This window comes from Streptococcus sp. CCUG 71758 (assembly GCF_011714815.1).
In the GTDB taxonomy this organism is placed as follows: domain Bacteria; phylum Bacillota; class Bacilli; order Lactobacillales; family Streptococcaceae; genus Streptococcus; species Streptococcus halitosis.
Genome location: NZ_RXXO01000003.1, coordinates 171,407 through 184,720, shown reverse-complemented (window position 1 = coordinate 184,720; position 13,314 = coordinate 171,407). Strand labels below are relative to the sequence as shown.

Here is a 13,314-nt window from a genome sequence, read left to right as displayed (position 1 = left end):
AAAGGACTTAGTCCTGTGCAGTACAGAACTAAATCCTTTCAATAATTATTTGTCTAACTTTTTGGGGTCAGTACAATTTAAAGCTTTTTTCTTTTATCCACATTTCTCTAAATAGTTTTTAATAATTTCCAATTCCTCTGGATTCAAGGAACGGTATTGCCCTTCTGCTAGTTCTAGGTCTAATGTAAAATAGCCGAACTGGACTCGTTTTAGGGCAGTCACCTTGACACCAACTGATAGAAACATCTTCTTGACTTGATGAAATTTGCCCTCAGAGATAGTGATGGTGGCCCGGCTCTCTGTTGGGCTTGAGGACAGAATTTCGAGCTGAGCAGGTTTGCAAGTGGTCCCATCTAAAAAGACGATTCCATCCTTGAATTTTTGGATATGATCTGACGTGAGCGGTCCGTTTACTACCACTTGATAGGATTTATCGACATGGTACTGGGGATGAAGGAGTTGGAAGCCAAGAGGTCCATTGTCTGTCAAAAGGAGTAGCCCCGTCGTATCGCGGTCTAGTCTGTCGACAGCATAGAGCTGGTCAGACTGGATGTCAGGTGGGAGTAGGTCCATGACAGTTGGGAGTTTCTTATCCTTGCTAGCTGTAACGACTCCGTTTGGCTTATGAAGCATGAGGTAGTTGTGCTCGTAGCCTTGGATTTGCCGTCCTTGAAAGACTAATTTCTGCAATCCAGTGTCGACATTTTGAGCCAGGGAACTGGCTGGACAATCGTCCACTAGGATTTCTTTTTTTAATAGTGATTGTTTCATAGCCTTGCGGCTGACCTTTTCTTGGGCTAATAATCTATCTAAACGCATACCAGCTTATCTTATCATAAGTCTCTGACTTTGAAAAGAGTTGCCTTGACTAGAAAAGCAGAGTGAAAACATTTACACTTAGCTGAACTGTGATTTTTGAATGAGACTGTGGTATAATTGTTCAGTTAGAAATAAAAATTTAAAATATTAGAGGAAATCATGACAAAATTAAGAGAAGATATCCGTAACATTGCGATTATCGCCCACGTTGACCACGGTAAAACAACCCTCGTTGACGAATTATTGAAGCAATCTGAAACTCTTGATGCACGTACAGAGTTAGCAGAGCGCGCTATGGACTCAAACGATATCGAAAAAGAGCGTGGAATTACCATCCTTGCTAAAAATACAGCCGTTGCTTACAACGGAACTCGTATCAACATCATGGACACACCAGGACACGCGGACTTCGGTGGAGAAGTTGAGCGTATCATGAAAATGGTTGACGGTGTTGTCTTGGTCGTAGATGCCTACGAAGGAACCATGCCACAGACTCGTTTCGTATTGAAAAAAGCCTTGGAACAAGACCTTGTCCCAATTGTGGTTGTTAATAAAATAGACAAACCATCAGCTCGTCCAGCAGAAGTAGTGGACGAAGTTTTGGAACTCTTCATTGAGCTTGGTGCAGATGATGACCAGCTTGATTTCCCAGTTGTTTATGCTTCAGCGATTAACGGAACATCTTCCTTGTCAGATGATCCAGCTGATCAAGAAAAAACAATGGCGCCAATCTTTGACACCATTATCGACCATATCCCAGCTCCAGTAGACAACTCAGATGAGCCTTTGCAGTTCCAAGTGTCACTTTTGGACTACAATGACTTCGTAGGTCGTATCGGTATCGGTCGTGTCTTTCGTGGTAGTGTGAAAGTTGGGGACCAAGTTACTCTTTCTAAACTAGATGGTACAACGAAGAACTTCCGTGTTACAAAACTTTTCGGTTTCTTTGGTTTGGAACGTCGTGAAATCCAAGAAGCTAAAGCAGGTGACTTGATTGCCGTATCCGGTATGGAAGATATCTTTGTTGGTGAAACTATTACTCCGACGGATGCCATTGAACCTCTTCCAATCCTACATATCGATGAACCAACCCTTCAAATGACCTTCTTGGTAAATAATTCACCATTTGCAGGTCGTGAAGGGAAATGGGTGACTTCTCGTAAGGTAGAAGAACGCTTGCAAGCAGAATTGCAAACAGACGTTTCCCTTCGTGTTGACCCAACTGATTCACCAGATAAATGGACTGTTTCAGGTCGTGGAGAATTGCACTTGTCAATCTTGATTGAAACCATGCGCCGTGAGGGTTATGAACTTCAAGTATCTCGTCCAGAAGTTATCGTAAAAGAAATTGACGGTGTTAAATGTGAGCCATTTGAACGTGTTCAAATCGACACTCCAGAAGAATACCAAGGTTCTGTTATCCAAAGCCTTTCTGAACGTAAGGGTGAAATGTTGGATATGATTTCAACTGGTAATGGTCAAACTCGTTTGGTCTTCCTTGTTCCAGCGCGTGGTTTGATCGGTTACTCAACTGAGTTCTTGTCAATGACTCGTGGTTACGGTATCATGAACCATACCTTCGACCAATACATGCCATTGATTCCAGGTGAAATTGGTGGTCGTCACCGTGGTGCCCTCGTTTCCATCGATGCTGGTAAGGCAACAACCTACTCAATCATGTCGATCGAAGAGCGTGGTACGATCTTTGTCAATCCAGGTACTGAGGTTTACGAAGGAATGATCATCGGTGAAAACTCTCGTGAGAACGACTTGACAGTGAATATCACCAAGGCTAAACAAATGACCAACGTTCGTTCTGCAACCAAGGACCAAACAGCGGTTATCAAGACACCTCGTATCTTGACCCTTGAAGAGTCTCTTGAATTCTTGAATGACGATGAGTACATGGAAGTAACGCCTGAGTCAATCCGTTTGCGTAAGCAAATTCTCAATAAGGCAGAGCGCGAGAAAGCCAACAAAAAGAAAAAATCAGCTGAATAAGGGCTAGAAAGAGATAAAGATGGTCTATTTAATCATAGGGATACTCTTATTACTACTCTATGTATTTGCGACACCTCAAAGTATCAAAGGAACAGTCAATATCGTTATCATGGTCTTTGTAGTTGTTGCACTCTTGATTTTGCTGATGTTGTCCATCTTGCAAATCTTCCAATTACCGACAGAATTCTTTGTCACAATCGCCATGCTGGCCCTAGCCTACTTTAGCTTGAGAGACATTACGCTCATGTCTGTAAAAAAGAGCAAAAGAAGATAAATAGAAAGAGAGCTACGGCTCTCTTTTTCTATGGTAGAAATGAGAGTTAGGGCATTTTCGTTTAGTATTATTTCCATAAAAATGGTAAAATAGTAGGAGTAGAAATGGAGTTTGAGACATGAAAGTAATCGATCAATTTAAAAATAAGAAAGTCCTTGTTTTAGGTTTAGCTAAGTCTGGTGAGTCTGCGGCTCGTTTGTTGGACAAGCTAGGTGCCATTGTGACAGTAAATGACGGCAAGCCTTTTGAGGAAAATCCTGCTGCTCAAAGCTTGCTAGAAGAGGGAATCAAGGTTGTCACTGGTGGGCATCCTTTGGAATTGTTGGATGAAGATTTCGCTCTGATGGTGAAAAATCCAGGTATCCCGTATAGCAATCCCATGATTGAAAAGGCATTGGCAAAGGGAATTCCAGTCTTAACTGAGGTGGAGTTGGCTTACTTGATCTCGGAAGCGCCAATTATCGGTATCACAGGTTCAAATGGGAAAACAACCACAACGACGATGATTGGGGAAGTTTTGACTGCTGCTGGCCAACATGGTCTCTTGTCAGGGAACATCGGCTATCCTGCCAGTCAAGTGGCTCAAACTGCAACGGCTAAGGACACGCTTGTCATGGAACTTTCTTCTTTCCAACTGATGGGTGTTCAAGAATTCCATCCTGAGATTGCGGTTATTACCAACCTTATGCCCACTCATATCGACTATCATGGTTCTTTTGAGGCCTATGTGGCAGCTAAGTGGAATATCCAAAATAATATGACAGCAGCTGATTTCCTTGTCTTGAACTTTAACCAAGACTTGGCAAAAGAATTGGCTACTAAAACACAAGCCACTGTTGTACCATTTTCAACAAAGGAAAATGTTGATGGAGCCTATCTTGCAGATGGTCAACTCTATTTCCGTGGGGAAGTAGTCATGGCAGCTGATGAAATCGGAGTTCCAGGTAGCCACAATGTGGAGAATGCCCTTGCGACCATTGCAGTAGCCAAGCTTCGTGGTGTAGACAACCAAACCATCAAGGAAACTCTTTCATCCTTTGGTGGTGTTAAACACCGTCTCCAATTTGTGGATGAAATCAAGGGGGTCAAATTCTATAATGATAGCAAATCAACCAATATCCTGGCCACTCAAAAAGCCTTGTCAGGATTTGACAACAGCGAGGTCATCTTAATTGCAGGTGGTTTGGACCGTGGCAATGAGTTTGACGAATTGGTGCCAGATATTACTGGGCTCAAGAAGATGGTCATCCTCGGTCAGTCTGCAGAACGTGTCAAACGGGCAGCAGATAAGGCTGGTGTGGTTTATGTAGATGCGACAGATATTGCAGATGCGACCCGCAAGGCTTATGAGTTCGCGACTCAAGGAGACGTGGTTCTCCTCAGTCCTGCCAATGCTAGCTGGGATATGTATGCTAACTTTGAAGTACGTGGAGATCTTTTCATCGACACAGTAGCGGAGTTAAAGGAATAATATGAAAAAAATTGTCTTTACAGGTGGGGGGACGGTTGGACATGTTACCCTCAACCTTTTGTTAATGCCTAAGTTTATCGAAGACGGCTGGGAAGTTCACTATATTGGTGATAAACACGGAATCGAACACCAAGAAATCCTCAAGTCAGGCTTGAATGTGACCTTCCACTCCATTGCGACTGGGAAGTTGCGTCGCTATTTCTCTTGGCAAAATATGCTGGATGTGTTTAAAGTTGGTTGGGGAATTGTCCAATCCCTCTTTATCATGCTACGACTGCGTCCACAGGCCCTTTTTTCAAAGGGAGGATTTGTCTCTGTACCGCCGGTTATCGCTGCGCGTGTGTCAGGAGTGCCTGTCTTTATTCACGAATCGGACCTGTCTATGGGCTTGGCCAATAAAATTGCCTATAAATTTGCGACCAAGATGTATTCAACCTTTGAGCAGGCTGCTGGTCTCGCAAAAGTCGAGCATGTGGGAGCAGTCACCAAGGTTTCAGATCAAAACACTCCTGAACCAGATGAATTGGTGGATATCCAAACCCACTTTAATCCTAAATTGCCTACAGTATTGTTTGTCGGTGGTTCTGCAGGAGCTCGTGTCTTTAACCAATTGGTGACAGATCATAAGCAAGAACTGACCGAACGCTACAATATTATCAATCTCACTGGAGATTCAAGCCTCAATGAGTTGAGTCAAAATCTCTTTCGTGTTGATTATGTGACAGATCTCTATCAACCTTTAATGGAGATGGCAGATGTGGTGGTGACGCGTGGCGGTGCCAATACGATTTTTGAGCTCTTGGCCATGGCGAAACTCCATCTCATCGTACCATTGGGTCGTGAAGCAAGTCGAGGAGACCAGATTGAAAATGCAGCCTACTTTGTTAAGAAAGGCTATGCAGAAGAACTTCAAGAAAGCGACTTGACCTTGGAAAGCTTGGAGGCGAAACTCAGTCACTTGCTTAGTCACAAGGATCAGTACCAAGCTAGCATGAAGGATTCGACTGAATTGAAATCTCTTGCGGATTTTTACGATTTACTAAGAAAAGACCTAGCATAAGGAATATCAATGTCAAAGGATAAGAAAAAAGAATCAAGCCCTAAGAAAGAATTGTCTGAATGGCAGAAACGAAACCAGGAATACCTGAAAAAAAAGGCTGAGGAAGAAGCTGCCCTAGCTGAGGAGAAGGAAAAGGAAAAACAAGCTCGAATGGGGAAAAACTCTAAGTCGTTAGAGGGAAGTAAGAAGTCATCAAGTGATTCCGACCAGAACGAAACTGTTCCAGACGAGGAACCATCCGAAAAAGAAGAAAAATCTAAAAAGGATGATCCTAAAGTCAAAGAAGAAAAAGAGAAGAAAAAAGAAAAACCAGCCAAACCAGCCAAACCAGCCAAGCCTAAAATTGCGCCTGTTCATATTTGGCGAGCTGTGAGTATCTTGGTACCCAGTGTCCTGGTCCTTCTTCTTTCAGTCTATCTATTGACTCCACTTTCGACCATCAAAAATATCGAGGTTAAGGGAAATAGTAACACGCAGGCGGATGACATCAAACAGGCTTCTGGGATTCAAGATAGCGACTATACTTTAGCTCTATTGTTGGATAAGGAAAGATACGCTGAGCGAATCAAGTCCAACCATTGGATAGAGTCGGCGAAGATTAACTATCAATTTCCGACTAACTTTACGATTGAGGTTAAGGAATTTGATATTGTTGGTTATTATGTGTCTGGTGAAGGACATTATCCTATTCTGTCTAGTGGTACAGTAGAGTCAACTCCTGTTGATCGCTTAAACTTGCCTGAGACTTATCTAACAGTTACCTTTAACGATGAGCAGCAGGTGAAAGAACTGATAACGGGATTGTCTACCATCAGTGAGGATATCAAGAGTCAAATCCAGAAAATCGAATTAGCGCCAAGCAAGGCAACAGCAGATCTGTTAAAAATTACCATGCTGGACACAGATGAGGTTTTGGTTCCCCTATCAGAATTGAGCAAAAAATTACCTTATTATAGCAAAATTAAGCCACAATTGTCAGAACCGAGTGTAGTCGATATGGAAGCTGGAGTATATAGCTATACTATAGCGGATAAATTGATAGAAGAGGCTGAGGAAAAAGCCAAGCAAGAGGCCAAGGAAGCTGAGAAGAAAAAACAGGAAGAAGAAAAGAAAAAACAAGAAGAACAAGGAAATCAAAGCCAAACGAGCCAGCAATCACAGAGTCGTTAGACCAATTTTTCCTCTTGATTTTGAATGGTATAGAAATCCAGTTTCGAGTTTTTGCTTGACAAGTCCTACTATAAATAATAGAATAGAAAAAAACCTTTAAAGCAGTCCAGAGAGGCAGCTAAGGTTAGACGGTGAAAGGGTGGAGACTACCCATTTTTCGTGGAACCTTGCTGTTGGCAGGTTCCTTTTTTCATGCTCTCTAGCTTACAAAGGTAAAAGGAGAAAGGTATGCGTGAACATCGTCCAGTTATTGCTCTTGATTTTCCTAGTTTTGAGGCGGTCAAGGAATTTTTATCTCTTTTCCCAGCAGAAGAAAGTCTTTATCTAAAAGTAGGGATGGAGCTTTATTATGCGGAAGGTCCTGAAGTTGTCCGTTATTTGAAGTCACTGGGGCATAGTGTCTTTTTGGACCTCAAGCTACATGACATTCCAAATACAGTTAAATCGGCTATGAAGGTCTTGTCTCAGCTTGGTGTAGACATGACCAACGTTCATGCTGCTGGTGGTGTGGAGATGATGAAGGCTGCGCGTGAAGGTCTTGGAAAAGAAGCAAAATTGATTGCTGTCACTCAATTGACTTCAACTTCTGAAGAACAAATGAGAGACTTTCAAAATATCCAAACCAGCCTGCAAGAGTCTGTGATTCACTATGCCAAGAAGACAGCTGAAGCGGGCTTGGATGGTGTCGTTTGCTCAGCTCAGGAAGTGCAACTCATCAAGCAGGCCACCAATCCAGATTTTATCTGTCTGACACCAGGAATTCGTCCGGCAGGAGCTGCGGTTGGAGACCAAAAACGTGTCATGACACCAGCGGATGCCTATCAAATCGGTAGTGACTATATCGTAGTAGGACGTCCGATTACCAAAGCTGAGGATCCTGTTGCAGCTTATCATGCTATCAAGGATGAATGGAACCAAGACTGAAATTAAAGAAATAGATTATAAAAACAAAAGGAGAATACTATGACACTTGCTAAAGATATCGCTAGCCACCTCTTGAAAATCCAAGCCGTTTACCTCAAACCAGAGGAGCCTTTCACTTGGGCATCTGGTATCAAGTCACCGATTTATACTGACAACCGTGTGACGCTTGCCTATCCAGAAACTCGTAGCTTGATTGAAAATGGTTTTGTGGAAGCTATTAAAGCAGAATTTCCAGAAGTAGAAGTGATTGCAGGAACTGCGACAGCAGGAATTCCACACGGAGCGATCATCGCTGATAAGATGAACTTGCCTTTTGCCTACATCCGCAGCAAACCAAAAGACCATGGAGCAGGCAACCAAATAGAAGGCCGTGTAGCTCAAGGTCAAAAGATGGTCGTTGTCGAAGATTTGATTTCAACTGGTGGGTCTGTTCTTGAAGCAGTGGCTGCTGCTAAACGCGAAGGAGCCGATGTTCTTGGTGTCGTAGCGATTTTCAGCTATCAATTGCCAAAAGCAGATAAGAACTTCGCAGACGCTGGTGTTAAATTGGTGACGCTTTCTAACTACAGTGAACTGATTCACCTAGCCCAAGAAGAGGGATATATCACACCAGAAGGACTCGCTCTCCTAAAACGCTTTAAAGAAGACCAAGAAAATTGGCAAAATGCCTAAAACATAGAAAATCAGGTAGTCACTAGGATTACCTGATTTTGTTTTTAATACTAAAGTTGAGCGATAACTTCCTCAGTTGTCAAAACTTGGTTGGCAATGTAGCCGTAGTTTGTTAGTGCAGCTTGGTAGGCTTCTTCACCTGGAGCACCGACAGCATCGTTAACAACAATGACATTGTAGCCTAATTCTATGAGTTCACGCATGTGTGAATCCACGCAGAGATTAGCATTCATACCAGCCAAGATGACGGTGTCGATACCATTTTTGCGGAGTTGAAGGTTAAGGTCGTTGCTTTCTGGGCCAAAGATTTTATGTCCGTTGACAACAATAGTATCTTCATCCAAAAATGGTTTAATCTCTTCAATCATATCTGCTCCAGAGCCTTCTGGAATTGCTGAATACTGGCTATCACGCCAAAACATTTCGTTTTCAATCATCATCGTTTCACCAGCAGCTTTAAATTGCCACTTGTGATCGTGTGGATAGAAGTAGTGCGGTGAGATAAAACGCTTGTAGCCACGCTCTTTAGCAAGAGCGAAAAGCTTTGTCAGATTTTCAATAGTATTAACTTTTTCAAGAACATCTTTAGTTGCTCCGAATCCTTTACCAGTAGATTTTAAGAATTCAACTTGCGGGTCTGTGATAACAAATGCGACATTTTTCTGATTGAACATGAGGTTCCTCCTAATATGATTTGATTAACAGCCAATAGGAATTTAGACTGTTAGTTTGATGATTTTCCAAATGGTAGTTTTAGTTACATACTGACCGTTCGGTACAATTATAATAACATCTAGAATTGAATTTGTAAATCAATTTGCTCAGAACAAAAATTTTAATGATAAAACAGTGGCAAAAGGAGGTGGTTTCAATTGTTTGGTCTCAGGCTCTGAATCTGCTATAATAGGAAAAAAGAGAGGTGAGCAGATGAGCGTTAAAGAGCGTATTTTACAAAGTGCTGAGGAATTGATTTATCAGAAGGGTTATGATGCCACCTCCATCAGTGACATCATGGAGGTGGCTGATGTTGGCAAGGGGCAGCTTTATTATTATTTCAAATCTAAGAAGGAAATTGGTTTGACGGTCATTCAAGATATTTTAGCAAAGTGGCGAAAAGAGCTTTTTGAAGATATTTTTGAAGCAGACAAGTCTTACAGTGACAAGTTTTCGGATATGATTGACTGGGTTTGTCAATTTCATGAAAGTCAGACAGTCTTTTATGGTTGCCCAATTGGTAATCTGATTGTGGAATTGTCCACAGAAGATGAGAACTTCCGCTGTCCTCTCAATGATTTTATGACCCAGTGGACAGAGAAGTTAGCCAGCCTCTTGCAAGACCTGCATGCTGACTGGTCAGAAGAGCGGGCGCAGTTGCAGGCCCGTCAAGTCATCTCCAGTATTCAAGGCAGCATTGTCATTCTCAAAGTCAGCCAAGACATCCAAGTTTTGGAAAATAATATGACGGATTTGAAAAAGAATTATTGTTAATTTTTAGCCGAAGAATTAAAAGTATGTTAATTTATGGATTGTGGTTAGAGGTAAGAATGACAACAGATATTAAAACTGAAATTGGTCATAGAGTAAGACAGAAACGTGAACGTCACAAATTGACGAGAGAAGAGGTCTGTGGACAGAAGCTGACTTAATAATCAAACAGCTGATGCGTACTGAGCTTGGGCAATCCTTGCCAACAATTACTAAGTTACAATATTTATCTAAGCGATTAGAAGTTCCGATAGATACTTTTCTTGAAAATAAAGAACTAGCTCTTCCTGAGGAAGAGTTGCTGAGTCTAGACTTGATTGAAAGAATATTAGACTTGATAAGGACAGGGACAGGTAGTTTCGCTGAAGATATTTTTGATGATTATTTTAAGCAAGTAACACTAAAGCAAGTTTACACATTCAATGATTTACTATTAATTGATTATTTTGCTATGCAATGTCAAGACTTGATTTATAGAAGAGAGCATTAGATGATTTTCGGATTAAGTTGTTGAAACAGCAATTAGTTAGTGATGAAATGTATAATGTAGAGCTACTATCAGTTCTTTGTGCCATAGCGGGTGTTTATGTTGTTCATAGTGACTATAAGCATATGATATCTCTAGTAAAAAAGATGAATGAAATTTTATCAGTAACAATGTTGCAAGTCTATAAATCTGGAATTTCAGTATTTGAAGCTAAGTGCTATCTTTATTTTGAAAATGATAAAAATAAAGCAAAGGAACTTTATCACTCAGCAACTATACTAGCTGAACAATTTGATGATAAAGTATTAGAAAATGAAAAGATTATTTGAATTTCCATAACTTAAGAAAGTTCATCATTTTTAATTATCTCTGTAAAATGATTGAAAGCATGAAATTTCCAAACAAAATATTTGAAAAATTTTGAAAAAAGAGTTAGAATATTTTTTGTAATATACAAAGTAAACGCTTACTTATCAAGGAGGACATTTTATGTCATACAAAACAAGCAATGCAGAAGGTCATGTAGATTTCATCAATACCTATGATTTGGAGCCAATGGCGCAACAAGTTATTCCTAAAGCAGCATTTGGCTATATCGCTAGTGGGGCGGAGGATACTTTCACTTTGCGTGAGAATATTCGTGCCTTTAACCACAAACTCATCGTTCCTCATACACTTTGCAATGTAGAAAATCCAAGTACAGAGATTGAATTTGCAGGCGAAAAATTGTCTTCACCAATCATTATGGCGCCTGTTGCGGCTCATAAATTGGCAAATGAACAGGGTGAAGTGGCGACTGCGCGTGGTGTGCATGAGTTTGGTTCTCTCTATACAACCAGCTCTTACTCTACTGTCGACCTTCCAGAAATTACGGAAGCCCTTCAAGGGACACCTCATTGGTTCCAGTTTTACTTTAGTAAAGATGATGGTATCAATCGCCACATCATGGACCGTGTGAAGGCTGAAGGTTATAAAGCGATTGTCTTGACGGCTGATGCTACGGTAGGGGGCAATCGTGAGGTCGATAAGCGTAATGGTTTTGTCTTCCCAGTTGGCATGCCGATTGTTGAAGAATACCTGCCAGAAGGTGCTGGTAAATCAATGGACTTTGTTTACAAATCAGCTAAACAGCGCCTATCTCCACGAGATGTAGAATTTATCGCTGAATACTCAGGACTTCCTGTTTATGTCAAGGGGCCACAATGCCGTGAGGACGTTGAACGTTCGCTTGCTGCTGGAGCTTCTGGTATCTGGGTAACCAACCATGGTGGCCGTCAAATCGACGGTGGGCCAGCTGCCTTTGACTCACTTCAAGAAGTAGCAGAAGCAGTTGACAAACGCGTACCAATTGTCTTTGACTCTGGTATTCGTCGTGGCCAACACGTCTTTAAAGCCTTGGCTTCAGGAGCAGACTTGGTAGCTATTGGCCGCCCGGTTATCTATGGCTTGGCTCTCGGCGGTAGTGTTGGTGTGCGTCAAGTCTTTGAACACTTGAATGCAGAATTGAAGACAGTTATGCAGTTATCTGGAACTCAGACTATTGAAGATGTCAAACACTTCAAACTCCGTCACAACCCATACAATCCAACCTTCCCAGTTGACCCTCGTGACTTAAAATTGTATTGATAAAATAGCTTGCCTCCACTTGATGTGGAGGTTTTTCTTCGTATATAGGAAGAATAAATCACCATTGAAATCTATATAAATATATTTTTCAGTCAAATATCTTGCTAGGGCTTTCAAATTCTGTTATACTGGTCCAGTAATTAAATAATAAAGACATTTGGGGTGCTTTAGGCTGAGATGATACCCATTGAACCTGATACAGTTAAGACTGGCGAAGGGAAATGTGAAACGTTTTTTCGTATGGCGAAATGAACGATCTAATCTTGTAAGCTAAACTCTAATTCTTGATTGTAATTGGAGTTTTTTTGTTTATCAAAAGAGGATAGGCTTGACGGCAAGCCTTTTGGTAGCTCACCTTGAATGCCCCACTTTTCTTTAAAAAGGTCAAGTAAAACTAGGATTTTCTTGGTATTTTGTTGATTACGAACGAGTAAAGAGAGGAAAAGTAAATATGGAAACACAAGACTATGCATTTCAGCCAGGTTTGACTGTTGGAGAATTATTAAAAAGCAGTCGGAAGGATTGGCAGGCTGCAATCAATCATCGTTTTGTCAAGGAACTTTTTGCGGGGACAATTGAGAATAAGGTCTTAAAAGACTACCTGATTCAAGATTATCATTTCTTTGATGCTTTCTTATCCATGCTGGGAGCTTGTGTAGCTCACGCAGACCAGCTTGAATCCAAACTTCGTTTTGCCAAGCAACTAGGCTTTCTTGAAGCAGATGAAGATGGTTATTTCCAAAAGGCTTTCAAAGAGTTAAAAGTAGCAGAGAATGACTATCTAGAAGTGACCTTGCACCCTGTAACAAAAGCGTTTCAGGAGCTAATGTATTCTGCTGTGGCTTCATCAGACTATGCTCATCTTTTGGTCATGCTGGTCATTGCAGAAGGTCTCTATTTAGACTGGGGTTCTAAAGATTTGCCTCTACCTGAAGCCTATATTCATTTAGAATGGATCAATCTCCACAGAGGTCCTTTCTTTACAGAGTGGGTTCAATTTCTGGTTGACGAACTCAATCGTGTCGGGAAAAATCGAGAAGATTTGACAGAACTTCAGCAACGCTGGAATCAAGCAGTTGCTTTGGAATTAGCCTTTTTTGATATTGGTTATGAATTATAGGATAAATTCAATCCTTTTATGTAGATTAAAAGAATGAACAAACAAACTATATAAATATATTTTCCGGTCAAATATCTTGCTAGGGCTTTCAAATTCTGTTATACTGGTCCAGTAATTAAATAATAAAGACATTTGGGGTGCTTTAGGCTGAGATGATACCCATTGAACCTGATACAGTTAAGACTGGCGAAGGGAAATGTGAAAA

General features: G+C 41.2%; 14 protein-coding genes and 2 riboswitches. Of the genes, 12 read left to right on the top strand and 2 right to left on the bottom strand.

Translation table 11 applies throughout. The features are described 5' to 3' along the window. Window positions 1-93: 93 nt before the first annotated feature. Complete coding sequence (locus EKB01_RS07370; protein WP_167266346.1) at window positions 94-819, bottom strand: pseudouridine synthase; 726 nt, start codon at window positions 817-819, stop codon at window positions 94-96. Between the two features lie 159 nt (window positions 820-978). On the opposite strand from EKB01_RS07370, the gene typA reads away from it, so the two are divergent. The 7 genes from typA (at window position 979) to pyrE (ending at window position 8,391) form a co-directional block, all read left to right on the top strand. After that, window positions 979-2,820, top strand: coding sequence for a translational GTPase TypA (typA, locus tag EKB01_RS07365; protein WP_167266343.1), 1,842 nt, complete (start codon window positions 979-981; stop codon window positions 2,818-2,820). A 19-nt stretch (window positions 2,821-2,839) separates the two neighbouring features. Continuing rightward, a complete protein-coding gene (locus tag EKB01_RS07360; RefSeq protein WP_167266340.1) occupies window positions 2,840-3,094 on the top strand; it encodes a DUF3165 family protein in 255 nt (84 codons plus the stop codon). Window positions 3,095-3,212: 118 nt separating this feature from the next. Continuing rightward, window positions 3,213-4,565, top strand: coding sequence for a UDP-N-acetylmuramoyl-L-alanine--D-glutamate ligase (gene murD / locus EKB01_RS07355; RefSeq protein WP_167266338.1), 1,353 nt, complete (start codon window positions 3,213-3,215; stop codon window positions 4,563-4,565). Window position 4,566: 1 nt separating this feature from the next. After that, entirely contained in the window at window positions 4,567-5,625 is a 1,059-nt protein-coding gene (locus EKB01_RS07350) for a UDP-N-acetylglucosamine--N-acetylmuramyl-(pentapeptide) pyrophosphoryl-undecaprenol N-acetylglucosamine transferase (protein WP_167266335.1), read from the top strand. Between the two features lie 9 nt (window positions 5,626-5,634). Continuing rightward, window positions 5,635-6,795 (top strand): FtsQ-type POTRA domain-containing protein, encoded by a 1,161-nt coding sequence (locus tag EKB01_RS07345; protein ID WP_167266333.1) that lies wholly within the window; start codon window positions 5,635-5,637, stop codon window positions 6,793-6,795. A 228-nt stretch (window positions 6,796-7,023) separates the two neighbouring features. Continuing rightward, the gene (gene pyrF, locus EKB01_RS07340; protein ID WP_167266330.1) at window positions 7,024-7,719 is read left to right on the top strand and encodes an orotidine-5'-phosphate decarboxylase; all 696 of its coding nucleotides are present in this window, start codon (window positions 7,024-7,026) and stop codon (window positions 7,717-7,719) included. 39 nt (window positions 7,720-7,758) lie between these two features. After that, window positions 7,759-8,391, top strand: a complete 633-nt coding sequence (pyrE, locus tag EKB01_RS07335; RefSeq protein ID WP_095726170.1) for an orotate phosphoribosyltransferase — start codon at window positions 7,759-7,761, stop codon at window positions 8,389-8,391. A 50-nt stretch (window positions 8,392-8,441) separates the two neighbouring features. Here the strand turns inward: pyrE and EKB01_RS07330 are convergent, their stop codons facing one another. Next, on the bottom strand, window positions 8,442-9,065 hold the full coding sequence (locus tag EKB01_RS07330; RefSeq protein WP_000483067.1) for a cysteine hydrolase: 624 nt from the start codon (window positions 9,063-9,065) through the stop codon (window positions 8,442-8,444). Window positions 9,066-9,318: 253 nt separating this feature from the next. Between EKB01_RS07330 and EKB01_RS07325 the strand changes: the two genes are divergently transcribed. From EKB01_RS07325 to EKB01_RS07305, 5 genes are all read left to right on the top strand, one after another. Continuing rightward, entirely contained in the window at window positions 9,319-9,879 is a 561-nt protein-coding gene (locus tag EKB01_RS07325; protein WP_000111605.1) for a TetR/AcrR family transcriptional regulator, read from the top strand. A 172-nt stretch (window positions 9,880-10,051) separates the two neighbouring features. Next, window positions 10,052-10,366: a hypothetical protein gene (locus tag EKB01_RS09365; RefSeq protein ID WP_002880183.1), complete on the top strand. Its 315-nt coding sequence runs from the start codon at window positions 10,052-10,054 to the stop codon at window positions 10,364-10,366. Window positions 10,367-10,386: 20 nt separating this feature from the next. Further along, window positions 10,387-10,692, top strand: a complete 306-nt coding sequence (locus EKB01_RS09360; protein ID WP_162838149.1) for a hypothetical protein — start codon at window positions 10,387-10,389, stop codon at window positions 10,690-10,692. Window positions 10,693-10,852: 160 nt separating this feature from the next. Beyond that, window positions 10,853-11,989, top strand: a complete 1,137-nt coding sequence (gene lctO / locus EKB01_RS07310; RefSeq protein WP_000120723.1) for an L-lactate oxidase — start codon at window positions 10,853-10,855, stop codon at window positions 11,987-11,989. 148 nt (window positions 11,990-12,137) lie between these two features. Next, window positions 12,138-12,226: riboswitch (TPP riboswitch) on the top strand. A gap of 214 nt (window positions 12,227-12,440) precedes the next feature. Further along, window positions 12,441-13,109 (top strand): TenA family protein, encoded by a 669-nt coding sequence (locus EKB01_RS07305; protein ID WP_167266328.1) that lies wholly within the window; start codon window positions 12,441-12,443, stop codon window positions 13,107-13,109. A gap of 123 nt (window positions 13,110-13,232) precedes the next feature. Next, a riboswitch (TPP riboswitch) is annotated at window positions 13,233-13,314 on the top strand.

Excerpts from the sequence above, each read along its gene's own strand:
- EKB01_RS07370 (WP_167266346.1), bottom strand. The coding sequence starts at position 819 with ATGCGTTTAGATAGATTATTAGCCCAAGAAAAGGTCAGCCGCAAGGCT.
- typA (WP_167266343.1), top strand. The coding sequence starts at position 979 with ATGACAAAATTAAGAGAAGATATCCGTAACATTGCGATTATCGCCCAC.
- EKB01_RS07360 (WP_167266340.1), top strand. The coding sequence starts at position 2,840 with ATGGTCTATTTAATCATAGGGATACTCTTATTACTACTCTATGTATTT.
- murD (WP_167266338.1), top strand. The coding sequence starts at position 3,213 with ATGAAAGTAATCGATCAATTTAAAAATAAGAAAGTCCTTGTTTTAGGT.
- EKB01_RS07350 (WP_167266335.1), top strand. The coding sequence starts at position 4,567 with ATGAAAAAAATTGTCTTTACAGGTGGGGGGACGGTTGGACATGTTACC.
- EKB01_RS07345 (WP_167266333.1), top strand. The coding sequence starts at position 5,635 with ATGTCAAAGGATAAGAAAAAAGAATCAAGCCCTAAGAAAGAATTGTCT.
- pyrF (WP_167266330.1), top strand. The coding sequence starts at position 7,024 with ATGCGTGAACATCGTCCAGTTATTGCTCTTGATTTTCCTAGTTTTGAG.
- pyrE (WP_095726170.1), top strand. The coding sequence starts at position 7,759 with ATGACACTTGCTAAAGATATCGCTAGCCACCTCTTGAAAATCCAAGCC.
- EKB01_RS07330 (WP_000483067.1), bottom strand. The coding sequence starts at position 9,065 with ATGTTCAATCAGAAAAATGTCGCATTTGTTATCACAGACCCGCAAGTT.
- EKB01_RS07325 (WP_000111605.1), top strand. The coding sequence starts at position 9,319 with ATGAGCGTTAAAGAGCGTATTTTACAAAGTGCTGAGGAATTGATTTAT.
- EKB01_RS09365 (WP_002880183.1), top strand. The coding sequence starts at position 10,052 with ATGCGTACTGAGCTTGGGCAATCCTTGCCAACAATTACTAAGTTACAA.
- lctO (WP_000120723.1), top strand. The coding sequence starts at position 10,853 with ATGTCATACAAAACAAGCAATGCAGAAGGTCATGTAGATTTCATCAAT.
- EKB01_RS07305 (WP_167266328.1), top strand. The coding sequence starts at position 12,441 with ATGGAAACACAAGACTATGCATTTCAGCCAGGTTTGACTGTTGGAGAA.